The sequence below is a fragment of the Rahnella sp. CJA17(1/100) genome, from assembly GCF_963881615.1.
GTDB lineage: Bacteria > Pseudomonadota > Gammaproteobacteria > Enterobacterales > Enterobacteriaceae > Rahnella > Rahnella aceris.
Genome location: NZ_CAWOJA010000011.1, coordinates 83,774 through 107,820, shown reverse-complemented (window position 1 = coordinate 107,820; position 24,047 = coordinate 83,774). Strand labels below are relative to the sequence as shown.

General features: G+C 53.3%; 24 protein-coding genes. 5 read left to right on the top strand and 19 right to left on the bottom strand.

Annotated features, from left to right (window positions below; genetic code table 11):
- Positions 1-30: 30 nt before the first annotated feature.
- Genes AACU55_RS06810 through AACU55_RS06800 form a run of 3 tightly spaced genes read left to right on the top strand, consistent with a single transcriptional unit; the run spans position 31 to position 3,395 of the window.
- Positions 31-1,443, top strand: a complete 1,413-nt coding sequence (locus AACU55_RS06810) for a sigma-54-dependent transcriptional regulator (RefSeq protein ID WP_013577961.1) — start codon at positions 31-33, stop codon at positions 1,441-1,443.
- Entirely contained in the window at positions 1,436-2,749 is a 1,314-nt protein-coding gene (locus AACU55_RS06805) for a sensor histidine kinase (protein ID WP_134705278.1), read from the top strand. Before AACU55_RS06810 ends, AACU55_RS06805 begins: the two co-directional genes overlap by 8 nt.
- Entirely contained in the window at positions 2,706-3,395 is a 690-nt protein-coding gene (locus tag AACU55_RS06800; protein ID WP_037033177.1) for a 4'-phosphopantetheinyl transferase family protein, read from the top strand. The genes AACU55_RS06805 and AACU55_RS06800 overlap by 44 nt, the downstream gene beginning before the upstream one ends.
- A 9-nt stretch (positions 3,396-3,404) precedes the next feature.
- Here AACU55_RS06800 and AACU55_RS06795 read toward each other — a convergent pair whose 3' ends face one another.
- The 19 genes from AACU55_RS06795 to AACU55_RS06705 form a co-directional block, all read right to left on the bottom strand.
- A complete protein-coding gene (locus AACU55_RS06795; protein WP_013577958.1) occupies positions 3,405-4,061 on the bottom strand; it encodes a GIN domain-containing protein in 657 nt (218 codons plus the stop codon).
- Between the two features lie 15 nt (positions 4,062-4,076).
- Entirely contained in the window at positions 4,077-5,132 is a 1,056-nt protein-coding gene (locus tag AACU55_RS06790; RefSeq protein WP_134705277.1) for a MupA/Atu3671 family FMN-dependent luciferase-like monooxygenase, read from the bottom strand.
- Entirely contained in the window at positions 5,116-6,432 is a 1,317-nt protein-coding gene (locus AACU55_RS06785; protein ID WP_134705276.1) for a cytochrome P450, read from the bottom strand. The genes AACU55_RS06790 and AACU55_RS06785 overlap by 17 nt, the downstream gene beginning before the upstream one ends.
- Positions 6,422-7,369 (bottom strand): 3-oxoacyl-ACP synthase, encoded by a 948-nt coding sequence (locus tag AACU55_RS06780; protein WP_134705275.1) that lies wholly within the window; start codon positions 7,367-7,369, stop codon positions 6,422-6,424. Before AACU55_RS06780 ends, AACU55_RS06785 begins: the two co-directional genes overlap by 11 nt.
- Positions 7,366-8,217, bottom strand: coding sequence for a hypothetical protein (locus AACU55_RS06775; protein WP_134705274.1), 852 nt, complete (start codon positions 8,215-8,217; stop codon positions 7,366-7,368). The genes AACU55_RS06780 and AACU55_RS06775 overlap by 4 nt, the downstream gene beginning before the upstream one ends.
- Complete coding sequence (locus AACU55_RS06770; protein WP_134705273.1) at positions 8,204-9,334, bottom strand: acyl-CoA dehydrogenase family protein; 1,131 nt, start codon at positions 9,332-9,334, stop codon at positions 8,204-8,206. The genes AACU55_RS06775 and AACU55_RS06770 overlap by 14 nt, the downstream gene beginning before the upstream one ends.
- 41 nt (positions 9,335-9,375) lie before the next feature.
- Positions 9,376-10,362 (bottom strand): 3-oxoacyl-[acyl-carrier-protein] synthase III C-terminal domain-containing protein, encoded by a 987-nt coding sequence (locus AACU55_RS06765; RefSeq protein ID WP_134705272.1) that lies wholly within the window; start codon positions 10,360-10,362, stop codon positions 9,376-9,378.
- Positions 10,346-11,077 carry an alpha/beta fold hydrolase gene (locus tag AACU55_RS06760; RefSeq protein ID WP_240785610.1) on the bottom strand — a complete coding sequence of 244 codons (732 nt, stop codon included), beginning with the start codon at positions 11,075-11,077 and terminating at the stop codon, positions 10,346-10,348. The genes AACU55_RS06765 and AACU55_RS06760 overlap by 17 nt, the downstream gene beginning before the upstream one ends.
- An 89-nt stretch (positions 11,078-11,166) precedes the next feature.
- A complete protein-coding gene (locus tag AACU55_RS06755) occupies positions 11,167-11,673 on the bottom strand; it encodes a hypothetical protein (RefSeq protein ID WP_037033159.1) in 507 nt (168 codons plus the stop codon).
- On the bottom strand, positions 11,664-12,812 hold the full coding sequence (locus AACU55_RS06750) for an acyl-CoA dehydrogenase family protein (RefSeq protein ID WP_134705270.1): 1,149 nt from the start codon (positions 12,810-12,812) through the stop codon (positions 11,664-11,666). The genes AACU55_RS06755 and AACU55_RS06750 overlap by 10 nt, the downstream gene beginning before the upstream one ends.
- The gene (locus AACU55_RS06745; protein WP_037033156.1) at positions 12,809-13,213 is read right to left on the bottom strand and encodes a VOC family protein; all 405 of its coding nucleotides are present in this window, start codon (positions 13,211-13,213) and stop codon (positions 12,809-12,811) included. Before AACU55_RS06745 ends, AACU55_RS06750 begins: the two co-directional genes overlap by 4 nt.
- A gap of 119 nt (positions 13,214-13,332) precedes the next feature.
- The gene (locus AACU55_RS06740; protein ID WP_134705269.1) at positions 13,333-14,847 is read right to left on the bottom strand and encodes an AMP-binding protein; all 1,515 of its coding nucleotides are present in this window, start codon (positions 14,845-14,847) and stop codon (positions 13,333-13,335) included.
- Positions 14,816-16,369 carry an AMP-binding protein gene (locus AACU55_RS06735; RefSeq protein ID WP_134705268.1) on the bottom strand — a complete coding sequence of 518 codons (1,554 nt, stop codon included), beginning with the start codon at positions 16,367-16,369 and terminating at the stop codon, positions 14,816-14,818. The genes AACU55_RS06740 and AACU55_RS06735 overlap by 32 nt, the downstream gene beginning before the upstream one ends.
- Complete coding sequence (locus AACU55_RS06730; RefSeq protein ID WP_013577945.1) at positions 16,370-16,624, bottom strand: phosphopantetheine-binding protein; 255 nt, start codon at positions 16,622-16,624, stop codon at positions 16,370-16,372. It lies immediately after the preceding gene.
- 10 nt (positions 16,625-16,634) lie between these two features.
- Positions 16,635-18,215 (bottom strand): class I adenylate-forming enzyme family protein, encoded by a 1,581-nt coding sequence (locus tag AACU55_RS06725; protein WP_134705267.1) that lies wholly within the window; start codon positions 18,213-18,215, stop codon positions 16,635-16,637.
- On the bottom strand, positions 18,212-19,117 hold the full coding sequence (locus tag AACU55_RS06720; protein WP_240785609.1) for a 3-oxoacyl-ACP synthase: 906 nt from the start codon (positions 19,115-19,117) through the stop codon (positions 18,212-18,214). Before AACU55_RS06720 ends, AACU55_RS06725 begins: the two co-directional genes overlap by 4 nt.
- Before the next feature lie 119 nt (positions 19,118-19,236).
- On the bottom strand, positions 19,237-20,148 hold the full coding sequence (locus AACU55_RS06715) for a hypothetical protein (protein WP_037033150.1): 912 nt from the start codon (positions 20,146-20,148) through the stop codon (positions 19,237-19,239).
- A gap of 9 nt (positions 20,149-20,157) precedes the next feature.
- Positions 20,158-21,465: a type III PLP-dependent enzyme gene (locus AACU55_RS06710; protein WP_013577941.1), complete on the bottom strand. Its 1,308-nt coding sequence runs from the start codon at positions 21,463-21,465 to the stop codon at positions 20,158-20,160.
- The gene (locus AACU55_RS06705; protein WP_013577940.1) at positions 21,446-21,748 is read right to left on the bottom strand and encodes a hypothetical protein; all 303 of its coding nucleotides are present in this window, start codon (positions 21,746-21,748) and stop codon (positions 21,446-21,448) included. Before AACU55_RS06705 ends, AACU55_RS06710 begins: the two co-directional genes overlap by 20 nt.
- Before the next feature lie 285 nt (positions 21,749-22,033).
- Between AACU55_RS06705 and AACU55_RS06700 the strand changes: the two genes are divergently transcribed.
- Positions 22,034-22,369, top strand: a complete 336-nt coding sequence (locus AACU55_RS06700) for a DMT family transporter (protein ID WP_134705265.1) — start codon at positions 22,034-22,036, stop codon at positions 22,367-22,369.
- Between the two features lie 319 nt (positions 22,370-22,688).
- Positions 22,689-23,900 (top strand): MFS transporter, encoded by a 1,212-nt coding sequence (locus AACU55_RS06695; protein ID WP_013577938.1) that lies wholly within the window; start codon positions 22,689-22,691, stop codon positions 23,898-23,900.
- The last annotated feature ends 147 nt before the right edge of the window (positions 23,901-24,047 follow it).

Sequence of the window (24,047 nt, the reverse complement as noted above, 5' to 3'; positions counted from 1 at the left end):
CGGGTGCGGCGGCACAAGCCGGATGCTTTAATGAACGAAAAAAAACGTATTCTTGTCATTGATGATGACGCGGGCATTCTGACCAGCCTCGACATGCTGCTCCGTATGGAAGGGTATGACGTGACGCTGGAAACGCAGGCCAACCGTTTATTGTCACATTTGTCCGCAAAGCCCTTTGATCTGGTACTGATGGACATGAACTTCCAGAAAGACACCACGTCGGGTCTGGAAGGTTTGCAACTGCTGGATGAGTTAAAAAAATTTGATGACTGTCTGCCCGCCGTGGCCATGACGGGATGGGGAAGTGTTGACATCATCGTCAGCGCCATGCGGGCCGGTGCGGCGGATTTTATTCAAAAACCCTGGGATAACGAACGCCTGTTAAGCATTGTTCAGCAACAGATTGCACTGAGCCAGGCGAGACGCTCCGGGAATTGCCTGCGAGAAGAAAACAAGCTGCTGAAAATGGCGCTTGAAGATGACATGGGCAATGAATGGGTTGTCCGCTCTCAGGCCATGAAGCAGTTAATCAACGTGGTGGAAACCGTGGCTGCCACGGATACCAGCATCCTGATTCTGGGTGAAAATGGTACCGGCAAAAGCCTGCTCGCCCGCTATATCCATCAGCTCTCATCCCGCCGTGAGCACAGCATTGTTGAAGTCAACATGGGGTGCATCAATGAGCAGTTGTTTGAAAGTGAAATGTTCGGGCACGTAAAAGGCGCGTTTACCGATGCGCGGGAAAATCGCATCGGACGCTTTGAACTGGCCGATAAAGGCACATTATTCCTCGATGAAATTGGCAATTTGCCCTTGTCCCAGCAGGTAAAATTACTGCGTGTCCTGGAAGAACGGCAGTTTGAACGCGTGGGTTCATCACGGACACAAACCACTCAGTGCCGCATCATTGCGGCCACCAACACGGATCTTGAAAAAGCCGTGACTGAAGGGCGGTTCCGGCAGGATTTGCTCTACCGGCTGAATGTTATTCAAATTCCGTTACCGCCGTTACGTGAACGGCAGGAAGATATTGAGCCGCTGGCTGAACGTTTCCTGCAACGTTTTGCCCGCAAATACAGTAAACCTAAACCGGTATTATCGGCGATGGCGCGACAGGGGCTGCATGAATATTCATGGCCGGGGAATATCCGCGAACTGAGCCATTTGCTGGAACGCGGCGTATTGCTTTGCCGCAATAATACGATCGACCTGGCAGATCTTTGCCTGCCGCTGCCTGTGAAGGGGCAAAACAGCGGTCATGAGCCCCAGCAAAAACCGGTGACGCAACTTGAGACGGGCACGCTGGCAGAAGTGGAAGAAACTGTGCTCTTACAGCGCCTGCGTCACTATGACGGGAATGCAGTGAAAGCGGCAGAATCGTTAGGGCTGAGTCGCAGCGCTTTTTACCGACGACTGGATAAATTAAAAATCTGTCATGAGTAAACTTTTTCGATCCTTTGAGTCACGTCATTTAATACTGTGCAGTTTGTCCCCGCTGGGGGGCGTTGTTGCCTATCTGCTGCTGTGGTTTTTCCCACAGCAGTCTCTCTACCTGAAATTTCTCACGCTCTTTATTCTGTGCGTCACGTTAGTGTATTTTTCCTATCACTTTTTCCAGCAACTTCTCTACAAAATCAATGTGATTTCTAACCTGTTAGAAGCCGTTGAGCAGGAAGATTTTAGCCTTCGCGGTGTGACCAGCGGGGAAGGGGTGTTTGAAGGGGTCATTGAACAGATCAACGCCATTTCGGGTCAGTTATCCCGCCACCGCCAGCAGCAAAGAGAAATGGATTTTCTGCTGCAAAAAGTGATTTCTAATATCACGGTGGCGATTTTCGCGATTGACGGCAATAACCGGCTGATGTGGTGTAATGATGCGGCCTCGCGGATGCTGGGCACATCGCTGGAAAAGCTGATTGGCGAAAAATGCAGTCACTGGCAACTTGATACGTTGTTGCAAAATGCCAACCGGGAGCATCCGGTGGAGTCCAGTCATGCAGGGCGTCCGGGGCGTTATAAAGTGTCCAGTGACACCTATATGGTGGACGGGATCCAAAACGTATTGCTGTTTGTCAGTGATGTTGACGACATGCTGCGTAAGGAAGAACAAAAAGCCTGGCAAAACCTGCTGCGGGTGATCAGTCATGAAATAAACAATTCTCTTAGCCCGATTGCCTCCATCAGCCAGATGCTCCAGCAGCATTATCGCCGCCATACAGAAAACCTGCCGGAGGGCTTTGCGGAAGGCATCGATCTGATCAACCGCCGGGCCAAAGAACTTATCATCTTTATCAGCAGTTACCGCCAGCTCAGTAAACTCGCCCCCCCCGTCAAAGCACCGCTTGATTTTGCCGCCCTGATTGCGGAGCTGCCGCTGTTGTTTGCGCACCGTAAAATTACCCTGAAAGGCCCGGCGCCGCTGAGTGTAAATGTCGACCGGGTGCAACTCCATCAGTTGCTTATCAACCTGATTAAGAATGCCGATGAGGCGACGAGCGATACCACGACACCGGTGTGTATTGAATGGTCAGAAGAAAAAGGCTGTCTGTTTGTGACCATTCTTGACCAGGGTGTCGGGCTGACCAATCCCAAAAATCTGTTTGTTCCTTTCTATACCACCAAACCCAATGGCAGTGGCATCGGGCTGATTTTGTGCCGGCAAATCGCTGAAAGTCATGGCGGGTATCTGTCTCTGGAGAATCGCCATGATCGAACCGGTTGCCGCGTTACCCTCAATCTCCCACTGTGATCCCCTGCCTGAACTGAAGGCAGGAGAGGGGCTTTGCCTGCTCCGTCACTTTGAGGCATCGCTGTCAGGGCAACTGCTGCGACAGCAGGCGCAGTGCTGGCTGCGTCAGGTATTGTCGGGCTACTTATCGGTGACCGATGAACAGTTAAGTATCGCAAGAACGCCTCAGGGTAAACCCTGGCTCCCTGATTTCCCGGGATTGCGTTTCAACTTATCCCACAGCGGAACTTCGGCGGCGATTGTGCTGTGTCGCGGGGCAGAGGTCGGGGTGGATTTGGAAAAAGTCAGCGGAAACGTTGAGGCGAAAAAAGCCATCGCCCGCCGGTTTTTCAACCCTGATGAACAGCACTGGCTGGCAGAAGATGAGGCGCATTACCTGTTGCGTTTTACCCGACTGTGGAGTGTGAAGGAAGCGTGGCTCAAAGTCAGGGGAACCGGCCTTACGCAGTCGCTCGCCGGTTTTTGTGCCATCCCGCAACACAGTGGCATCGCGCACGTATTCGATGAGCGTAAAGAAGAGATCGGCCTGTTACATCACCGGCTGATTGAAAACGACGGGGTGTATTGTCTGGCGTATGGCGCCTGTGCTCCGCTGAAAGACCTGCCGGTCAGATGGCAGGTCTGTATTTTCCAGGCGGACAGTTAATCAGGCGCGTTAAGCACAGCCAGAAGTGGAAATCTCGCTGGCAAATGAGCTGGCAGAACCGGTATCCACCTGAGCAGAGGCGCTGACGGAAACACGAGCCCCGGCCGCAAGCGTGCCCTGAATTTTGGGGATATGACACAGTGAGGATTCCGCGCCCATGCTCATGCGTACGTTAGCCGATTCCGCCGTAAAATTCTGAGGCTTCTTGTTAAAACTCCCGCCCATGGCCAGATCCAGATTCAGTTCAGCCGTTTTGCCTTCAGCGCGGATATCCGTGCCCATACTGCCGGAAACGGCCAGTGTTTTCGGATCCACCGCACAGGCCGGTGCGGCTATTTTAACACCCGCTTTTCCGGCCAGACTGTTCAGCGGGCCGCTGGTATACAGGGTGATATCCAGCGTGTGCGAGATAAAGCGATCATTTTCAGCGGCATCATTGACCAGCAGTAAAGCGTGATTGTCATGGGTGACTTTCAATTTATTCAGCGTGTCTTGCGAACCGGAGACCACCATAGACGGCGTTGCGGCACACTTAATGGTGAGATTAATGCCCTGTCTGGCTTCTACTGCGCTAAAGGCTTCCAGGGGGAATGTTTTTTCTGCGGCGAGGGCAGAAGTGCTGGTGACACAGGCGAGCAGGGTAAGCGCCAGGGTGATTTTTTTCATCATAATTCCTTGATTTCATAACAATGTAGCAAGTGTCCGAAGCGTTTCTTCCACACTTGATTGAGGCATTCCAAAATCCATCAGGCACGCAACTTCATCGATTCCTTCCTGCCTGAGACGGGCAAGCTGATCTGCGCATTCTTGTGCAGAGCCAAATAAACCGCAGTGGTTGAGATATTTCTCTACTCCCCATTTCAGTGTGTAGGCTTGCTTCTTCTCATTTTGCTCCGCATCGGCGACCCGTGGTTGACTGAGATTGTCGGAAAGCGCCATAAATGCCTGCAGATAACCGGTAAGTGCCGGTTTAATCCGTGGCAACAGCGTTTTTCGTGCTGCTCCGGCCTGCGTGTGCAGCATCAATGTGACGGTGCCTTCTGCGGGATCAAAACCCGCCTGACGGCGTGCGAGGCGATACACCGCGCAGTTTTCCACCAGTTGCTCGCGGGTCTGCGAAACCAGATGGGTGAGCACATTCAGCCCGCGTTTTCCGGCCTCAGTAAATAAATCGGGATTACTGCCAGTGGTCAGCCAGACGGGGATCTCTGTCTGAAAAGGTGCAGGCCAGGTTTTCAGGCTGACCGGTTCGGGTTGCGCAGGCAGCGAAAGCTCGTGGCGTGTGACGGATTCACCGCGCCACAGCGCCTGAACCTGCGCCAGTGAGGAAAAAAGAACCTGTTGTCTCTGGCGGTAATTCTCAGCCCTGAGCACAAAATCATTACGCTGCCAGCCGCTGGCAAACGCCACGCCAGCGCGGCCATGAGACAGGTTATCGACGATGGCCCATTCTTCGGCAACCCGCAGAGGATCATGTAACGGCAGCACCACGCTGCCAGCCCGGATACCGATACGTTGCGTGCAGGCCGCCAGCGCCGCGCTGACCACCGAAGGATTAGCAAACATGCCGCCAAAGGTATGGAAATGCCGCTCGGGCGTCCAGATAGCATGAAAATTCAGCGTATCTGCCAGCCGTGCGGTACTTAATAATTGTTCATATTTATCAGCAAAGTTGTCTCTGGCCACATCGGCGAAGCAGAACAGGCTCAGCGCCGGGATCTCACGGGATGTGGTCATGCTGTTCAGCCTTGTTTGTGGACGTGAGAATGAAAGACAGGTCACCGCGCGGGATGACATTAAGCGCAAAAAGCGGGGTGAGGGCGGCAGGTGACGTCGAAGGGGCGAGCGAAAACTGGAAATGTTCGCACAGTGTCGCAACCGCCGTGGTCAGCTGGTCGAGAGCCAGAGTCATGCCCACACAGTTTCGTTTTCCGACGCTAAAGGGTAAAAAATGCTCCGGCGCAATTTTCTCTTCACCCAGAAACCGTTCCGGCCTGAAGCAAAGCGGTTCTGCCCAGCAGGCGGCATGACGGTGAATCAGCCAGGGGGAGAATAAAATCCGCGTGCCCGCCGTAATCACCACGTCATCCACCACGATATTTTCTGCCACCCGGCGCTCAAAAAACGCTGTCACCGGCGTCAGACGGAGCGATTCCCGGACAATGGCTGAGGCCATGTTTCGTTTGCCCTGAGCCGCTTCCTCACGCACGCAGTGCTGATAGTTCAGGTGCTGCGAAAGATGTGTCAGCGTCCATAACAAGGCAATACCGGTGTTATCGACGCTGGCGGCAAGATTGCCCAGCAGAAGGTTGATCACTCTCTCACGCGCTTCGGGGTGCGCGCCGGGACTGAGCGCCTGACAAAGACGTTCCAGCATCGTGGTATTGCCGCCCCTGGCGTCATCCAGCAACGGGCCAAGCAGGGACTCAGCCTCCAGCCGGAAGGCGACCAGTGCCGGATGCCTGCACAGTGCCTCATAATCCGCGTCCGGTGCGGCGATAATCAGTTGCAGATAGATATCACGGAAATGGCCAATCAGCGTATTCAGTTGGGCCAGACTGATCTCCCGGCCAAAAAATCCTTCCGCCACACACATCAGCGCCCAGTGCAGGCAGATTTCACGCAATGAGGTCTGCTGCGGATCCTGCAGAATATCCAGCAGCCAGCGGGCGGAGAGGTCGGTGCTTTGTTTCAGCAACGGGGATTTAGGATTCACCAGCGGTGTGGTGAGTTTCCTTGCCAGCCGCCATTCCTCGCCTTCTTTGGATGTCGTCAGTGACTGGCCCAGCAAGATGCGTCCGATAGTTGAGGCTGAGGAAAGATGTTCAAATTCCTTCACGAACTGGCTTTCCTGCTCAATCAGCAACCGGACATGGCGGGCGCCGGCAAGCAGCAGCACCGCATTGTCTTTTTCACCAATCCAGACTTTATCTCCGTGCTGACGACAGGCCATTTCGGCGATTTTAAGAAAACCGAGCCGGGCAAACTGTGAGGAAGGCGGGGTGAAAAAAGGGATGGCTTGCGCGTTATCGGGCATCCTGAGGCTCCGCAAATGTGTCTGAAGTGATCATGGCGCTGCCCACCCAACCGCCGAGCCCGACAGAAAGTAAAATGGCTGGCTGGCCGGTTTCGGCTGGCGGGTGGGTATCGAGCAGTAAGAGAGGATCGGTGGTGTAACAATGTCCGCATTGCCCGATGAGATCGGTGGCGATCCGCTGATGGGCGCGATCAGGATGCCGCCGCCAGGTTTGCCAGCTCAGGCGGTTAATGTTGTGAGGCAGTAACCATGCGTCCTTCCGCTGTTCAGCCGGATACTGACGCAGCGCCATGTCGATCAGAGCGTCATGAGACTGATAAAAACGCTTAATATCTTCCCGGCTGCCGTCGAGGCCCTGCCAGAATGCGGGATGATGAAAACAGTGAATGCCGGACACCCTGCGCTCACCGCCGCCCGGTCTCAGTAAGGCACACGCAAAGGCATCACCGATTAATGTGCAGCCGGGAACATAGCGCTCTGCCAGACTGAAATCTGCCAGCGTGTCGCCTGCCAGCAGAGCCACACACTGATATTTTCCCTGCTCAAGCATGCGCCCGGCCATCAGCAGACCCCAGAATAACGTGGCGCAGTTTTGCTGATTGAGGGTGATGAGATGTGCGTCAGGGGCAATAAAATCAAAACGTTGTCGCAGCAACGCTAAATCAACCCGTTGCCGTCGTGAACGGGCAGGCAATCCCTGAACCAAAATAATCGCATCGATTTTTTCAGCCTGCCTTAACTGTACGGCGGTTTGCTGCAACAGCGATTCAAACGTCGCGGCGGCACTTTCGTCTTCAGCCAGCGTTGACGCTTCCTGAAAACCGAAAAGATGCCGGAAGGTCCGGGCTTCGCTGGGGTTCGCGCCGCGATGGGCGAGGATCGCGTCAAGCGATATCCGTGTGACAGGAATACAGGTTTTCAGCGCAAAAATATTCATCTCAGGTTCTCTGCTGCCGCCAGACCGCACAGGCTTATCCGACCGTTGTGTTCACTCATCAGCAGATAATCACGTCCGGGCTGCCAGTTTTGACCCAGGGCGACAAAAGGCGCCGCGCAAAGTAAGCAGGGATTGACCGCCAGTGACGTAAAGCCTTCCGGTAAACTGGCGAGACAATTTTGAGGGCCGATCAGCGTTAACCGTTCGCGGGTAAATCCGAAGTGCTCAACGGACTGCAAAATGGCCTCGCTAAAATCTGCGGACGTTTTCAGACGCTGATACCCCAGATAACGTAATCCGCGCTGTTGCGTATTGACCAGACAGAGGCAGGCATTGTTTTCCGGTTGCAGGCGCGCCATCAGCGGTGAAAAGTACATCAGGCTTTTTTGTTCGGCGATCAGTAACAATCCGTCTTCCGCTTTCCCTTGCAGGCAGTCGCTGAGGCCATCAAGGGCGAACAACGCCGCATCCGGCCCGCGATCGCTGATTGCCAGCGCCAGACAGTCGGTGAGGCCGAGCTGATGTATGGCTAAATTCACCACAGAACTCCCCATGTGCAGGTCAGGCGTCCAGTGCGCCATCAGCACCGTTTTCACCCGCTGCAGCTGAACGACCGGGGCAAGATGTGGCAGCAACGTAGCGACCATATCGCTGAAGGCCGCCCGTTCATTGCTGGTGATCCAGGTGTTAACCTGCTCGTTTTCCTGACTGAGCGGCTCACCGTTAGCGGCGAAAAAATGCTGAACATACGAACGCCAGTGCGGAATATCCGTTTCCCACTCCGGTTGAGGGACTTCGGTGTGATGAAACGACTGGCTGACAATATCGGCGGGATCAAGGTACAGCATGGCGTTGATCTCCCTGAATTTCAGGTGTGCGGAAGCTGTTAAGTAAGTGGATATTGCTGGTGCCTTCCATGTATTCAAAAGCAAAGCTGTCGCGGTAGCGCTTGCGCAGGAAAGTCTCTTCCAGCCAGTCTTCGGTGGCGAGCCAGTGGGGCAGATGGCTCGCCGTCTCTTCGGCCAGACGGGTAGCGCTTAATTTGAGGCGGCTGGTGCTGGCATATTGCTGCTGACCCGTACGATAGCCTTCCGCCAGGGCGAGCATCTGCTCAAAGAGAACATGATATTTACGCCACTGGCAGGCGATCCAATGTTGCGCAGTCGCGGGTAATGGTCGGGTTTCCAGCGCTTTCAGCAGACCGTAAGTGGTGCCCAGCGCCATGGCCGCCACCATGGGACGGTGGCGCTCAAAGACCTTGCTCAGCGCATTAAGCCCCTGCTGCAATCCCCGGCGTTCATGCCCTAAAATATCGTCTTCTTTGACACTCAGATTGGTCATCGTCAGACGTGTCAGTGCCGCACCCGCTAACCCGAAGGTATCGAGCAGTTCACGCTGCAAAGGTCCGGTTTTCCCTTCGGGAAACACCATCACCAGCCGGTGGGTCTGTTCATAACGGGCAAATACCAGGCCCGCGCTGGCGCGCATCGCGCCGCCGACCAGCATCTTTTGCCCGTTCAGCCACCATCCCTGACTGTTTTGCGTGAGTTCGCAGGCAATTGCCGTGGCGTCGGAGCCAAACCCCGGCTCGGTGACGGCAAAAAATGTCCAGGCAGGGCTGTGTTCAAAACAGGCGAAAAACCGCGCCTGTTGCTGTTCAGTGCCGAGCGTCAAAATAGCGCGGGTGCTGAGGGATGCGCCGGGCAACATCATCATCGCGCTGGCATCTGCCCGGCTCAGATATTCGATGATCTGTAAGTGATGTGAGTAATCAACGTCAGAAAAGGCCGCCGTTTCCCAGGGATTAAAACGGGAGGGAATGCCGATACAGGCAATGCTCATCAGTTCGGGATGATCAAAACAGGCCAGCGCCTGATCCGGTTTATATTCCGAAATTTTGCCAGCCGTGGTGAGCAGTGCCTGGAGTTCATTCAGCTGCGGGTAGTATCGGGTAATATCAGCCATGAGGAGTTAACACATCACATAAAGAACAAGTGCGTATTAACTTAATCCTGCTTAATATCTGGAAATTGCTCCAAATTGCAAAATACCGGAATTTCATTACCGGCTGATAATACCAGCAACAATGAAGAGAAGGTCGCGCCCATTCCTACGCTTACCAGCATCACATGATTGCCGGGCGATAATCTTTTCTGACGGATCAATGTCGCCAAATTCAGATAAGGATCTGCGCCGAAACAATGACCATAACGTGGCACGTTTTCGAGAAATAGTGTTTGCCGTGGAATATTCAGTTCGTCAGCAAGTTTCTGCCATGACGATAAATTCACATTATGCGGTGCAATCCAGTCAAGCGAACCGGCAGTATGCCCGAAATGTTCCAGGGCATTGCGCATCGCGGTGGCGATAAAAGAAAAATAAACGCTGGCGAAGCGTGATTCCTTACCTGATTCATTTCCGCGATGCTGACTGAATTCTCCCGCCTGCATGCTGTATCTGGCGGTCACTTTGCAGCGTTCCCCGGCGCGACTGAGCAGAACGGCGCAGGCGGCTTCGCCCATAATGGTGGTATCGTCGATCAGTTCGACTTTGGGGTGAAAGGCCTTTTCGCCGACCAGCAACAAGGCATATTCCCCCGTTTTAATCCGGCTGCAAACATATTCCACGGCTGACAATGACGTCGAACAATGCCCCATCGTCAGCGAGGTGTAATGGGTGTCGTCAGCAAATCCGGCCTCGTCGAGCAGGGCTTTGCCCGACAGGTCGAAAGGGCGAATGCCGGGCAGCGTATGGGCATGCACCACATGTTTAATGCGGGGGAGCCAATCAGCGTGATTGTCGGTGAACTGCTTTAACAACGGGCGCAACAGATCATCAAGTGAACCCGGCTGGCGCGGGAAACTTGCCAGCCCGTAAAAGCGGGAAAACATTCTGATATCCAGCGGACTCAGTTGCAGCGTGGGCGCGACTTCCGCCAGTGATTTCCGTTGTTCAGGAATGTAGACCGTCAGGGATTCAATGTGACCCAACATAGTGGCTCCTTTTTTCAGGATCAGCGTTTGCCGTACGGAGAAAGGCGTTTAATTCGTATTGTGTCCGTTGATGAGTCAGCACACCCAGATGGCCGGTATGCTCTATCAATGCCAGTTGGCTGCCGGGTAACTGACGGTGAATTTTCCACGCATCGGCCGGATTGATTCTGGTGTCCTGCTGACCCTGAAGTATCAGTCCAGGGATGTCGCCCAGCGCAAAAAGCGAGTCCGTTGCGGGCATCTCCGGTGCCGGGAAGCGGGCCTGATACCACGCGCACAGCGGGGCAAGATAAGATTCAGGCAGATGATTTTGCCGCAGATAGTGTTGCAGCAGGCTGCTAAACGAGGCCGGAACTGACATCAGCACCAGCCGGCTGAAGCGAAAGCCGAGAGATGCCGACAAGGCGGTGATCAGCCCGCCAGCAGAATGGGCAACGACGGTGTCGAAAGCACCCAAGGTATTTTGCAGGGTGAGCAGTAACTGGCACTGTGCGGGAAAATCACAGGGGGCTGGCGTTTGCGGATCATGTCCGAGTAAAAACGGCAGATACACCTCATATCCCTGCGCCAGCAGAATATCTTTAGCCTGCGTCAGCATCAGGGGATGACCGCCCCAGCCATGTAACACAAGCGCTTTTTTTGCCGCCTGCATCGGACCTTGACTGATCAGCACCCGGCTGCGATATGGCCCGCAATGCACTGTTTCCGTTCTCATCAGGGCGAGCTGCTGCACCTCTGAGGGACGCATCGGAAAAACAGCCGGGGTTGACAGCTTATCTGTCAGCGAAACCAGCAAATTATCCATTACTTTCTCAACATCCGTGCCGAGAAAATCAGATAGTGCAATTCTGACTCCTGAGGCGTGGGATCCTGACTCAGCCTTTGTATCGGGTCGTAGAGATAAAGTAAGCGGCATTCCTCCTGCATCAGGGTCTGAGCCAGCCTGTACGCCTCACCGGGATCAAAACGGCCACTGCAAATCCCCCAGGCTTCGGAAAATTCCGGGCAGTGGCACAGCAAACTTTGCAGTAAAGGGGTGGCGCCGCGTGCGGCCGGATACCGTGAATCGTAGACCAGCAGACTCTCCGAAGAGGAGAGAACATGGTGCTGGCAAAGCGTGATCAGGGCTTTAGCATGCAGACGGTTTCCGCAATCCTCTTCAGGCCAGTGATGATACCAGTTGCCCGCCGCCCTGTGTTCTGTCGCCAAAAGTTCTGAAGCAATGAAATGCCGGCTGTCCGGTGTGACGGCCTGGCTGCGGGTAAGAACCGTTATCGTGCCCTGACCGAGCAAGGTGACGGTTACAGGCATGTGTTCACCTCTTGCGGCTGGGAAAACCCCTGATTTAAACGGTGGATCTGCCGCGTTCCCTCAGTGTATTCAAAGGCTTTCACATCCCGGAAGGCCTGCCATAGCGTGTTTAACAGACGCATATCTCTGGCCGGTGTACGGTGAATCAGTCCGCAGATCAGCTCTTCCGCCAGGATCACGCAACTGGTTTTTACCATTCCGGGATGATTTTCCGGCGCAAGCTTATCTTCGGTTTGCTGGCAGACCCGCAGCCCGTGGTGATAGACCACCAGCCAGCGGCGTTCCATCTGCGACAGCCAGGCAGACTGCGAAGGTGTCAGTCGCCGCTCATGTTGCCATTCGTGCAGTGCGCGCCGCGCGACACCCAGCGCCAGCGCGCCGACGCAAGGACGCAGGGCATCGAATGTGGCGATGGCGGATTTTGCAAACCGCTCCGTCGGCTTCAGATGCCTGCCCAACATGTCTGCTTCAGGGATAAACAGATCATCAAACTGCATGTGCGCAAGGTTAGTGCCTTTCAACCCGTTTAATTCCAGTGCGTAGCGGGAAATTTCTGCTGACTGCGGATTAAAAATAAAAGCATTAATACCCAGAGGTCCGGGTGCTGTGCGGGCAAATATCACACCGGTATCGGCAATCATGCCGTTGCCGATGAACATTTTTCTCCCGCGGAGCAGATACCCGCCGTCAACCGGCGACGCCGCGGTTTCCATGGCACCTGCATCGCTTCCCTGCGCCGGTTCAGTCATCGCAAAACATGACCAGCATAAGGTCTGCTGAAAGCGGCTAAAAAAAGCATCCTGTTGTTGTTCTGTCCCCAGCCCGGAGACGGCAAAAGCCGCCATGCCGGGACCGGGAGCCGAAAACATGAGTATCGGGGAGATAAAGGCCACTTTTTCATAGAGCCGGTAGCGCTCAGTCAAACGGATGTGCTGATAAGCCTGAAGATGTGGCTTGTGTGACGGGTATTCAGCAGGCACGCCGAGGAGATTAAACGCCGCAGCCTGCGACCACTGGCTGATGACCGCCCGCGTGTCGTCCGGCGAGGTTATCTGGCGGAGCTTATCGGCAATCGCCTGCGCCTGGGCATCCGGCGTGAAAACATCCGCGTCTGATGGGTGATCGTAAAATGATTTCATAGCGACCCCGACATGATTTCGATGATTCCGGCATCAGGATGATAAAGGTGGCTGGCGCGGTGATGATTATTAAAGGCATGAAACGGGCGCGTTAATACCATCCAGCCTGCGGATTTCATGGTTTGATATTGCTGGTCAAAATCATCGACAACAAAACAAATATGATAAGGCAGAGATGACTTGCCTGATTTATCCAGCATACTTTGCAGATGAATATTATCTGGCAATGGCTCAACCAGTTCGACCTGGTTATTTCCCTCTGCCGTGGACAGCAACGTGATTAACACCCGCTGAGCATGAATCTGTTCTTTATACCTGACGGTCACGGGGAAAAAGAGTTTAATAGCCGCGACGGTTGCATCGGTATCTGATACGACATAACCGGTATGATCGAAACGCATTATAACCCCGTTAACCCGTCATAAAATTATATGGCCTTCATCATCATGAAGATAAATTGATGCCGGGTATTTTCTCAGCAATTACGTTGGATTTTTTATATGTGATTGCAGGATGTCGATTAAAAACTGTCAGAAACCGCGTATTGCCGGACGAGTTCCTGCCGGTCTATTTTGCCATGCAATGTCAGGGGGAAGTGTTGGCAAAAGACCAGTTGTTTAGGGATCATGTATCCCGGTAGTTGCCCGGACAAGAAATGGCGTAAGGCTTGCCGCTGCAGCGCATTGTCATCATGCAGTTGTACAAACAGTTGCAGGTCGGTCACTTTTCCCTGTTCTTCGAGCGGTACCAGACAGCACTGGATCACGTTGGCATTTCGGCACACGGCGGATTCTACTTCTGCCAGCTCAATGCGATTGCCATGCAACTTAAACTGTCCGTCATCTCTGCCGCAAATAAACAGTGACTGGTTTTCGTCGACAAAACCGCGATCGCCCGTGGCGTAATAGCGTCCCCATTCATCCTCAGCAAAAGCCTGATTGCGGGGGTGATCCTCCGGCAGATAGCCCTGTGAAACCTGAGGGCCGTAAAGCCTGACTTCACCTACCGTTGTGGCAGAAACCGGATGACCGGCCGCATCGACGATGCGAATGCGGTTCAGCCCTTGCGGCTTGCCCAGCGGCAATAACCCCGCCTGATGGTGTAGCGGCTGGGACAAAAGATGCGTATGCGTCACGCAGGTTGTCTCGGTCGGGCCATAAGCGTGCATCACTTCAAGCGCCGGAAAACGCGTCTGTAACTGTGTGATCAAACCTGGTGCAACCCGTTCACCGCCGATATAAAAACGCTTCAGGGCGGGGAACTTAACGTGGCTGAATAGCGCGTCTTTAAGCATGAGTTCAGCAAAACTGGGTGTTGAAAACCAACTGGTGACGGCCACATCTGGCTCTCTTGTCATCAGCCTGATGTTTTGCCGGGGCAAAACATTATTGCAATGATCCAGCATCAGCACGGTCTGCCCGCGGCTGAGAACCGGAATGAGATCGAGGATCGCCATATCAAAAGAAAAACAGGCGTGATTAATATGGCAGCCCTTGTCCGTTCCGCCGGTGACTTGCGGTGCGAACCACGCGCTGAAAGCGGCAAAATTGTCATAACTGACCATAACGCCTTTAGGCTCACCGGTGCTGCCCGAGGTGGAAAGGATATAGAAAAGAGATTGGGTTAATGACGGTTCAGCGGGCAGCGTTGCAGGAGAAATGTCAGCCAGTGAAGCACTGACACACTGCGGCCATTGCTCCAGCCCGGCGAGGGGGTGCGGCAGAGTGGTGATGATCACTTCCGTGCGCGTCATCCGGGCTATTTTTTCAATTCTGGACGGCGGATTTGCCTGATCCACAAAGGTGAAGCAACAGCCTTTACTGATGCAGGCCAGAATAGCGGCGACCGCATCGAGTTGTTTATGACCGTAGATCAGCACATTGCGACCCGCCAGAGGGGTAAGAAAATGGGCGATGGCGGCCGTCCGTGCGCCCAGTTCAGCAAAACTGTAGGTGCCTTGCTGATTAATCAGCGCGATGGCGTCATCACGGTTGCGAAGCCGCTCAAACAGCGGTCTGATTTGCGATAAAAACATATCTCTCCCCTTTATCCAGTGCCAGATCACGCGCCGCGCTGCGGTCGAGTTTTCCGTTATGATTCAAAATAGTATGAGGAATGGCATACCAGTAACGGGGGATCGACCACGGCGGGAAATGTGCCTGCATCGCGTGGCCCAGCGCTGAAAGCGTGCAGGAATCATTGAGGATCACGCAGGCCAGGATGGCCTCGGCATTGCCTTTGCGTAAAAAAGGCACTGCAACGACATCCGACACGAGATTCTGGCTACGCAGGAAATGCTCAATTTCATAGAGATCGATGCGGTGTCCCTGGATCTTGACTTCCCCGTCCTCGCGGCCAAGAAAATAGTAACAATCTCCCTTCGCCTGGCCGATATCACCGGTCAGATAGGCATTTTGCCCGGCATGGCGGATAAACTGTGTTTGCTGTTTCAGCGGTGCATTGAGGTAGCCTGGCCCGACGCAGGTGCCGCTGATTAACAGCTCGCCCCGGCCGCTGTCACTTTCCTGTTCGTGCAGGCTGAGTACCGCGCCCGGTCTGGCCGCGCCAATCGGCAAGGGTAGCGGGTCGCTGATCATTTCAGGTGTAATAAGCACCGAGGTCACCGCAACCGTGCATTCCGTCGGGCCATAGGTATTTATCACGCCGGCATCGGGAAATCGTGTCCATAGCTGTGTGACGATGTCTTTTGTCAGTGTTTCACCGCAAAAAATAAACCGCCTGAGCAGGGGAAGTTGTGCGGCACTGAACGTGGGGTCCAGCAGATAAAGGCGGATAATCGAAGGCGTGGATACCCAGCAGACAACACCGGTTTCTGCATGCTGTGCAATCATTTTGCGGGTGCTGATGAGTTCGCGGTGATCGAGCACCGACAGCGGTTGCAGGAAAACCCAGGCTAACCAGATTTCAAATAAGGAAACATCAAAGCAGTAGCGAACATTGCCGGTGACGGCACCGTCCAGTGGAAAATCTTCGCGGATCCAGTGAATGAAATTCACCATATTGCGCAGGGTGATTTGGATCCCTTTCGGCTCGCCGGTGGTGCCGGAGGAAAACATGATGTAAGCCAGCGGTTCGCCGGGGACATCCTGCAAACGCTGGCGGCTTTCACTCAGCAGCGCATGCAGTGTGGCATCCGTACAGACAGACCCGTTAATTTCCGCCGTGTTGAGTACCCTGACCGCGTTCATCTGAACCGGCGTCGCCGTCGTATTCAGCAGCAGAGCTGCGCCGAGGGTGAGCGCAATTTTCTCCACGCGTTCCGGGCTGTTATCCGATTCAACGGGCACCACCGGGCAGCCGCAGAGCAGGCATGCCCACCAGGCGGCAACAAAATCGAACGACTTATGCCCGTATACCAGCACCGGTTTTACATGGCGGTCAGTGTCTGTCTGATGCTGGCGGATCTGCACGGCGAGATCCATTGCGCGCTGACTCAGCGTGGCATAATCGCGACGGTGTGTACCATGGCACCAGGCAAGTTCGGGCCGGTGCCGGAAACGCATGAAAATCGCGATAACCTCTGCCCATTGTTCCATTCAGGCAGCCCGGTTCGCGAGTTGCAGTTGAATGAATCTCGATAAGCTGCCCACGGTTTCAAAATGCTCAAATTCCAGCGTGGCCGGATCCAGGATCAGCCCGTCGACTTTCTCTTCCAGATACATAATCAGTTCAATATACAGTCCGCTTTCAAAGCCTAAATCGCGTTCCAGATGTGTTTCTGCATGCAGTTCTGAGAGATGAGAACTTTCCAGCACTAAGCCGATGGCTTCAATGATTGTTGAAGTAAACATAATGATTTCCTTATGATTTTACGGATTCAAGTTGAACATCATGGAAGCGCTGTAACAGGAGTTCAGGCAACCGGTTACGATCAATCTTTCCGTTATTATTTTTGGGTAACGCCTCACTGAAATAATAGCGGTGAGGGCGCTTGTAGCTTTCGAGATGGGTCTGACAGAAGGCTTTGAGCAGGGCAATATCGGGCGCCGTCACACATTCAATACAGGCGACGATCTCATCACCGTAAATGGCATGAGGGACGCCAATCACCGCCACCTGTCCGACCCCGGGGATGCGTTTGAGCACGCCTTCGACTTCCCGCGGCGCCACTTTTTCGCCGTTGGTTTTCAGAATGTCATCTTTGCGGGCGACAAAATAAAGCAGGCCACGCTCATCCAGCCGGCAGATGTCTCCGGTATACAGCACGGATTCGCCGGGCAGCGGGCCGGGACGTAATTTCTTTTGCGTCTGTTCTTCATTGCGCCAGTAACCGCGCATGACCGTCGCGCCACGAATAACCAGCTCGCCCGTGGCATTGCTGCGGTGCGGGACACCGTTGTCATCCACCACCCAAAGTTCGGTATTCGGGATGGCGTAACCGACGCTCTCTTTATGTGTCGACAACATCGCTGGCGGGAGCCAGGTGCAGCGATGGCATTCCGTCAGCCCGTACATAGAGAAAATTTCTGCCTGAGGGAACAGGGCAATCAGCGTATCAATATCATTGGAATGCAACGCGGCAGCCGTATTCGTGATTTTACGCACGGATGAAAAATCATAACGTTTTGCCAGAGGGGCAATGAGGGCCAGCATCGTGGGGACAATCGGCAAAACCGATGCCCGCTGTTTCACCAGTTGTTTGAGGGCAAACAACGGACGGCTGAAATCTTTTTCGATAATCAGCGTCGCGCCCACTCTGGTGGCCATGATGGCCTGATAAAGCCCGTAGTCAAAACTCATCGGGATCGTGCAGAAAATCCGATCGCTTGCCCTCAGATCCAGATAGGTGCTGACGGATGTCGCCGCGCTCAACATATTGCGCTGGGTCAGCATGACGCCTTTCGGATCTCCGGTGGAACCGGATGTGTAAATCAGGCAGGCCAGATCGATATCCAGCGCGTCTTCCGGCACAAGCGGTGTGACGTCTGCCTGCGCCGCGATCTGCTGTAATGAAAGTAACGCCGGGCGGATCAGACTTTCTGTGCCCGGCTTGTCAAACAGCACCGGATACGGGGCGTGATCTGCACAAGCCGTGACCCGCGCATCCGCCTGATCTGCACTGCTGATCAGCAAACTGGCTTCGGCGTTGTTGCATATCCAGCCCACGCGCGCGACGGGCGTGTCAGGGTTAAGAGGGACAAAAATGGCTTGCAGGTGCTGAACCGCCCAGAAGCACACCACAAAGTCGATACTGTTCGGCAGCCAGACCACCACCCGATCGCCCCGTTTAATGTGATGCTGTTGCAAACAGGTGGCCGTTTTCATGACCCGCTGGAACAGTGCTGACCAGCTTATCTCTTCATCACCGGCAACCAGGGCGGTTTTCTCGGGAAAAGCCTGTGCAGCACGGGCCAGCCACTGCGTTAAATGGGTTGTGCTCATGGAATATCCTCATTGTCTGATTCGAGAACCATTGCGCCAAAGGTGCCCGCCACGCCTGAGGCCAGAGCCAGAATGCACCGCGCTCTGACGGCATTATCCCCACAGGCAAGCAGGCTTTTGATATTGAGAAACGCATCGCTGCAAAAGCAGTGACCGAGTGTGTAGAGGTTATGGCGGAATACGATGTCCCGGCTAAACCCGCTGCGATCAGCAAGGCGGTCAAAGGTCACCGGGCTGATGTGGTAAGGGAGCACGGCGCTGAGTTCTTCCGGTTTACGTCCCGCGCACGCCAGCGTTTTTTGAATGGTTTCGGTCATCACCGGCAAAAATGCGTGGTCATAGGCATTTTCACTTTCGCGATCCGTTTCCCGCATCCGCGTGCCATAAGCCCCAAGTTGTTGTAAATGTAGTGCGCGCAGATGCAGCGAATGAGGAGAAGGGGTCATGCCAACCAGCGTGGCGCAAAAGGCTTCGCCAAAATAACCATTCTGATCGACATATTGCACCGTGCGGTGAAAACATTTTTCACCGGTGATCAGCACCCCGCAGACAGAGGCCTGGTTCTCAGAGCCACAGTTCTCAGAGCCATTTTTCTCAGAGAGAGTGTTCTGCTGTGCGGCGCGCATTTTCGCCTGCAAATATTTCAAACTCACCAGACCTGAAGCGCAGGAAGCCTGTGTCGCAGAAAAAAATTCGATCTCCTGATCGCCAAAAAACGTCTGAAATACCGTGGACAGTTCTTCCATCCGGTCAAACGGGCTTGTGGCGTGCAGAGAATGCGCCCAGGCGACATAGCGGATTTGGCGAAATAAACCGGGGTCGCATTCAGCGCGTAATTTTTGCAGAAGGTCGGAGAGCAGATCCGGCAATGTTTCATCAGCAAACAGACTGGCAGATTGCATCTTATGAAAACGGCTAAAAATTTTATGATTCCGTTCTCCCCAGCGGTATTTTTTTTCCAGCAGGGAGAGCGGGGTAAGAACCGGAGCTATCAGGCTTGTGATGGCATGGATATACACCTTCAGTTCTCCATCACAAAACTGGCGAAGATCATATTCTTCCCTTCCGGCATCATTAATAAGAACCGCGTATTTTCCTGTGCCAGCTTTTTTAATAACACCCAGGGTGCTGAAGACAATAAAGCATCGTCCCAGGTTTCTATCCTGACACCCGAGAAGTTGGCATCCCGATGCAGAACCTGTGAAAACGATTTGCTGGTCAGAATAATCAGCGGCAATGCGTTTTCAGCGGCACTGAACATCTTCAGCGTGGAAAGCAGGGGATAAATGTCCGCCGTTGAAACCGGCAGCGAGGTTTTCTGATAATTTTTAAAGGTAATATTACCGGCGACCTTATGGGGTTCGTGGGTCGCGTTGCTTTGTAAAAGGAGCAAACAGCAACTGGCCGCGGGGTGGAAATTGGCGAGATAAGGGCTGTCATACAGAATCGCATCCTGATCTGCCATCATCAGCAGGGCTTTACGCGGACGTTTGTCCCCGCCGATATCTTCCAGGTAATCTTCAATGATTTGCAACGCGACAAATCCACTGCTTAAGCCATGATCGCTGATGGCAATACCAAAAGCGTTATGAGAACCGGTTTCATAAATAATGGCATTGGTCACTGAAGCGCCAATTTCAGCATCGGGCGTCCAGTGGGTCAGCACCACCAAATCCAGGTCATTGACGAGCGCCTGCTCTTCCAACTGGGTCACCAGTTTTTTGAGCATCGTCGTGAATGTCAGGTTTTGAGAGTTAACCCAACGGGAGACGGGCTGAAGCTGGGCTTCGCTGGTGCGGGAATGTGACTGAAAAAAAGCGTTAACAAAACTTTTAACTTTATCCAGTTGTTCACTCTCCACCGTAGCAGAAGGATTGTTATTTTTTTCAAACTCATGCCAAAGAATATTGGATGCTGAAAATTCCAGAGACATACAGATTCCTCAGGCATTTCCGACAGATAAAGGCTGATATATCTGAGGTGCCAATAATGTCTCAATGCTATCTGCGGTTCGGATAAGGAAAGCCTGACCTTTCTCCACCAGAATTTCGGCGGGATGACCAAAACTTAAAAAGTTGACGGGTGAAGCACTGGCCCCGTATGCGCCTGAATGTCCGATGCCGATCAGGTCACCCGGATGCAGTTCCGCCAGCATAATGTTTTCACCTAATATATCGGTGGGGGTACAAAGCGGGCCGGTGACCTGATAACGATGTTGTGTCCCGGCACGGGTTTCACCCAGACGGGCCATCGGAAAATTACGCCGGATCAGTGAGTTGATGCCAGCGGCGCTGCCGTGACAGTTGGCTCCGCCATCACACACCGCGAACCATTCGTCCCGGGAGGGTTTAAGATAATTAACGCGGGTGACGAAAATGCCTGCGCGGGCAATCAGATATCTGCCCAGTTCGACGATGATCTTACAGCGCGGAAATTTGTCATGATAATTGCGGATAACGGGCGCTAACGCGCCACCGAGCGCAACAATATCCAGTGGCTTTTCTTTATCAAAATACCTGACGCCAAAACCCCCGCCGACATCGACAAAATCAAAATCGACCTTGTAGATCTCCTGCAAAGATCCCGCCAGTGACAGAATATTCAGGGTATTTTTAGCCAGCGCTTGCCAGTCGAGGATCCGTGTACCGAGATAAATATGGATCCCCGCCAGTCGTAAATTTTCCTGCTGCGCGACGCAGGCAAATGCCTGCGGTAAAAGTTGTTCGTCGATGCCAAATTGCCGTGGTTTGCCGCTCATCACCAGTTTGGCTTTTTCGCCCGTAAACTCAGGGTTGATGCGCAAGGCGATGGTTTGTATAACGCCCATGCTGGCAGCAATATCATTCAGAAGTTTTATTTCTTCAATGGATTCGATGACGACAGCTTTAATACCGATGCGACAACATTGGGTTAATTCAGCAATGTATTTTCCGGGACCCACAAAAATAATATCCTCCGGGGGCACACCCTGACTTATCACTGTTTCCAGTTCTGCCAGAGAACACACTTCACAGCCTGTTCCTTCCCGGTTTAACAATTGAACCAGTGTTTTATTGGGATTAGCTTTGAGCGAATAAAAATAATGAATCTCATCCGGAAGTGATTTTTTTAATGCTGAAAAGTCGGCCTTTATTTGCGAGGCGCTGTAGGCATAAAACGGCGTCGGCACCCTGTCAGCCAGACGCTGATAAGGAATGTCATCGATTTTTTCTGTACTGATAAACTGGCTATCAGGAGGAAAAGCTGACATCGCTAAACCTCCGGGATAACAGTGATTCAATCTGATTGATATTTTTGAAGTTTTCGAAAAGATCGCCATCGAGGATATCAAAAAAACTCCCGGAAACCTCGGTTCTGGCTTCCATCCATTCGCCCATCTCTGCGATAAAGCCCACTAAATGGATTGAGTCCAGTAACCCTTCAGGCCCGTAGATATCAGCTCCCTGTGCAATAGCCGCCAACTTTCTATTGTCAACACCCACTTTCTCTAAGCATGAGAGTATAAATTCTTTCGTTGTCGATGAAATAGTCATTGGTTTCGCCACTTTAAAAACTTCGAACTGACATGATATCCGCCGTATCAGGAAAGATTTGCTTGAAATTGCGCCTGCAATAAAAGAAGAAAATCATAAAGCGGGAGAAGCACACCGGCGTTGTGGCAGGGCGCTGACATAATAATTTCCGGCCATTCGGAGTATTCGTACCCGGTTATTTTTATGACAACAGTAAAACCCGGCATGATTGCCGTTAAGACGGTTTAATGTAAGACTCTGTGGGGTAATGCTTTATTTTTATAAATCTCATATTGAGAAGGTCTTATGTTCAAAATATATCTCATCCTTGCTGTTTCTATCTGCGCTGAAACACTGGCGACGACCATGATGAAGGCGTCTGATGGATTCACCCGGTTAGTGCCGAGCGTCATTGTGGTCGTCGGTTATGCCATATCCTTTTATGGACTTTCTCAGGTCGTTAAAGTGATGAATATCGGTATCGCCTACGCTATCTGGGCAGGCATGGGGATTTTCCTTGTTTCGGCCATGTCATTCTTCATCTACAAACAGCGGCTTGATACTCCGGCGCTGATTGGCATGGGCTGCATCGCTGTCGGCATTATGTTCATCCAGCTTTATTCTAAATCTGTGTCGCATTAACCCTGAAACGCCCTTTCCCCGTCACGTTATTCGCCGCCGCATCCGGCGGTTGATCTCTTTTTGTGTAATTTAGTTACAACATACTTATATGTGGAGTCATTTCCTGTCCGCGTTATCTGTATGTGCCTTTTCCGTTTGAACCTCCGCGCGCCTCTGCAGCCTGCATCGCAGGCGGAGACTGGCTTATCTGGCAGGTGCATAAGAAATACCCCGGCAGTCATTATGAAAAGGGCTTGACCCTGTGATGGTGATCACGTTTATTACGTTCAAATACTAAAACAACACCTTCGAAATAATTCACCTTGCTAAGGATCATAAAATGACTGAGTGCTCATCGCTGGACACCCGGCCAGAAACTTCTGCATTCCGCCGCTGGCTGGCGGTTTTCTCACTGGCCTGCGGCACCTTCGCGCTGGTTAATACCGAATTTCTGCCGATCGGTTTACTGTCGCCCATCGCGCAATCTCTGGGTGTCACTGAAGGGCATGCCGGTCTGGCAGTGATGTTGCCCGGTTTAGTTGCCGCGATTTCTGCGCCACTGATCATGCTGTTTGCCCGAAAAATGGATCGCCGCACCTTATTATTATTGCTCTCCGCGACGGTGATCGTGGCCAACGGTATCGCCGTGATGGCGCAGTCATTCAACATTCTGCTGATCGGACGCATAATTCTGGGCATCGGTGTCGGTGGTTTCTGGTCATTTGCTATTCCTTCCGGGCGGCGGCTGGTGTCAGAGGAGCAGGGCGCCCGGGCCATTTCGCTGATCACTGCGGGCGTGGCGGTCGGCACGGTCGCAGGTGTCCCGGCGGGCGCCTTTATCGGGGATCTGTTCGGCTGGCGCATGGCATTTATGCTTAACGCCGTGCTGGCGCTGGCGTTTTTCGTGCTGCAATGGCTGGCGCTGCCTTCGCTGCCGGCACAACACTCTATCGGCCTGCGTGCGATGCTCAGCGTCACGAAAGTCGCGGGGATCCGCTACGCACTGATCATTGGCGTATTTATGGCAGGCGGTCATTTCGCGGCATATACCTACCTCGAGCCGTGGCTGCGGTTTAGCCTGCATCTTTCAGCCAGCAATATTTCTTTGTTACTGATGGGCTACGGTGTGGCGGGGTTATTAGGCACGCTTACCACGGAAATTACTGTCCGTGAGCTCGGTGTAAAGAAAGCGTTTATGCTCAATATGCTGCTGCTCAGCGCCTCGGTACTGGTGTTGTCGCTGTTCCCGGTGCCGCTGGCACTGGCCTGTGCACTGGTGATCCTCTGGGGACTGGCGTTTGGTGCGCTGCCGGTGTGTCTGAATATCTGGACGTATCAGGCGTCGCCTGCGTTGTTTGAAACCGGTTCGGCGTTGCTGGTGTGTGTCTTCCAGACGTCGCTGGCGCTGGGCGCATTGTTTGGCGGGATCCTCGCTGACAGCGCGGGCGTCAGCAGTGCCTTCCTGCTCGGCGGTGTGCTGACATTGCTGGCGGGCATCACCATTTTCCTGTCCCGCCCGCAACCTGCGGTATTACACGCGGCGGGCAAATGATCGGTTTACGATCAGGAAATCTTTCCACATAAGAAAATCCTCCTGCCGAAACCTGCGTACAGCGGGTTTTGTCAGAGATAAGGGAAATAAAACTCAACTGTTGTTGAGTTTTATTTCCGGCAGCATTCCCGCTCTAGGTTATTTCTT

Excerpts from the sequence above, each read along its gene's own strand:
- AACU55_RS06810 (WP_013577961.1), top strand. The coding sequence starts at position 31 with ATGAACGAAAAAAAACGTATTCTTGTCATTGATGATGACGCGGGCATT.
- AACU55_RS06805 (WP_134705278.1), top strand. The coding sequence starts at position 1,436 with ATGAGTAAACTTTTTCGATCCTTTGAGTCACGTCATTTAATACTGTGC.
- AACU55_RS06800 (WP_037033177.1), top strand. The coding sequence starts at position 2,706 with ATGATCGAACCGGTTGCCGCGTTACCCTCAATCTCCCACTGTGATCCC.
- AACU55_RS06795 (WP_013577958.1), bottom strand. The coding sequence starts at position 4,061 with ATGAAAAAAATCACCCTGGCGCTTACCCTGCTCGCCTGTGTCACCAGC.
- AACU55_RS06790 (WP_134705277.1), bottom strand. The coding sequence starts at position 5,132 with ATGACCACATCCCGTGAGATCCCGGCGCTGAGCCTGTTCTGCTTCGCC.
- AACU55_RS06785 (WP_134705276.1), bottom strand. The coding sequence starts at position 6,432 with ATGCCCGATAACGCGCAAGCCATCCCTTTTTTCACCCCGCCTTCCTCA.
- AACU55_RS06780 (WP_134705275.1), bottom strand. The coding sequence starts at position 7,369 with ATGAATATTTTTGCGCTGAAAACCTGTATTCCTGTCACACGGATATCG.
- AACU55_RS06775 (WP_134705274.1), bottom strand. The coding sequence starts at position 8,217 with ATGCTGTACCTTGATCCCGCCGATATTGTCAGCCAGTCGTTTCATCAC.
- AACU55_RS06770 (WP_134705273.1), bottom strand. The coding sequence starts at position 9,334 with ATGGCTGATATTACCCGATACTACCCGCAGCTGAATGAACTCCAGGCA.
- AACU55_RS06765 (WP_134705272.1), bottom strand. The coding sequence starts at position 10,362 with ATGTTGGGTCACATTGAATCCCTGACGGTCTACATTCCTGAACAACGG.
- AACU55_RS06760 (WP_240785610.1), bottom strand. The coding sequence starts at position 11,077 with ATGAGAACGGAAACAGTGCATTGCGGGCCATATCGCAGCCGGGTGCTG.
- AACU55_RS06755 (WP_037033159.1), bottom strand. The coding sequence starts at position 11,673 with ATGCCTGTAACCGTCACCTTGCTCGGTCAGGGCACGATAACGGTTCTT.
- AACU55_RS06750 (WP_134705270.1), bottom strand. The coding sequence starts at position 12,812 with ATGAAATCATTTTACGATCACCCATCAGACGCGGATGTTTTCACGCCG.
- AACU55_RS06745 (WP_037033156.1), bottom strand. The coding sequence starts at position 13,213 with ATGCGTTTCGATCATACCGGTTATGTCGTATCAGATACCGATGCAACC.
- AACU55_RS06740 (WP_134705269.1), bottom strand. The coding sequence starts at position 14,847 with ATGTTTTTATCGCAAATCAGACCGCTGTTTGAGCGGCTTCGCAACCGT.
- AACU55_RS06735 (WP_134705268.1), bottom strand. The coding sequence starts at position 16,369 with ATGGAACAATGGGCAGAGGTTATCGCGATTTTCATGCGTTTCCGGCAC.
- AACU55_RS06730 (WP_013577945.1), bottom strand. The coding sequence starts at position 16,624 with ATGTTTACTTCAACAATCATTGAAGCCATCGGCTTAGTGCTGGAAAGT.
- AACU55_RS06725 (WP_134705267.1), bottom strand. The coding sequence starts at position 18,215 with ATGAGCACAACCCATTTAACGCAGTGGCTGGCCCGTGCTGCACAGGCT.
- AACU55_RS06720 (WP_240785609.1), bottom strand. The coding sequence starts at position 19,117 with ATGCAATCTGCCAGTCTGTTTGCTGATGAAACATTGCCGGATCTGCTC.
- AACU55_RS06715 (WP_037033150.1), bottom strand. The coding sequence starts at position 20,148 with ATGTCTCTGGAATTTTCAGCATCCAATATTCTTTGGCATGAGTTTGAA.
- AACU55_RS06710 (WP_013577941.1), bottom strand. The coding sequence starts at position 21,465 with ATGTCAGCTTTTCCTCCTGATAGCCAGTTTATCAGTACAGAAAAAATC.
- AACU55_RS06705 (WP_013577940.1), bottom strand. The coding sequence starts at position 21,748 with ATGACTATTTCATCGACAACGAAAGAATTTATACTCTCATGCTTAGAG.
- AACU55_RS06700 (WP_134705265.1), top strand. The coding sequence starts at position 22,034 with ATGTTCAAAATATATCTCATCCTTGCTGTTTCTATCTGCGCTGAAACA.
- AACU55_RS06695 (WP_013577938.1), top strand. The coding sequence starts at position 22,689 with ATGACTGAGTGCTCATCGCTGGACACCCGGCCAGAAACTTCTGCATTC.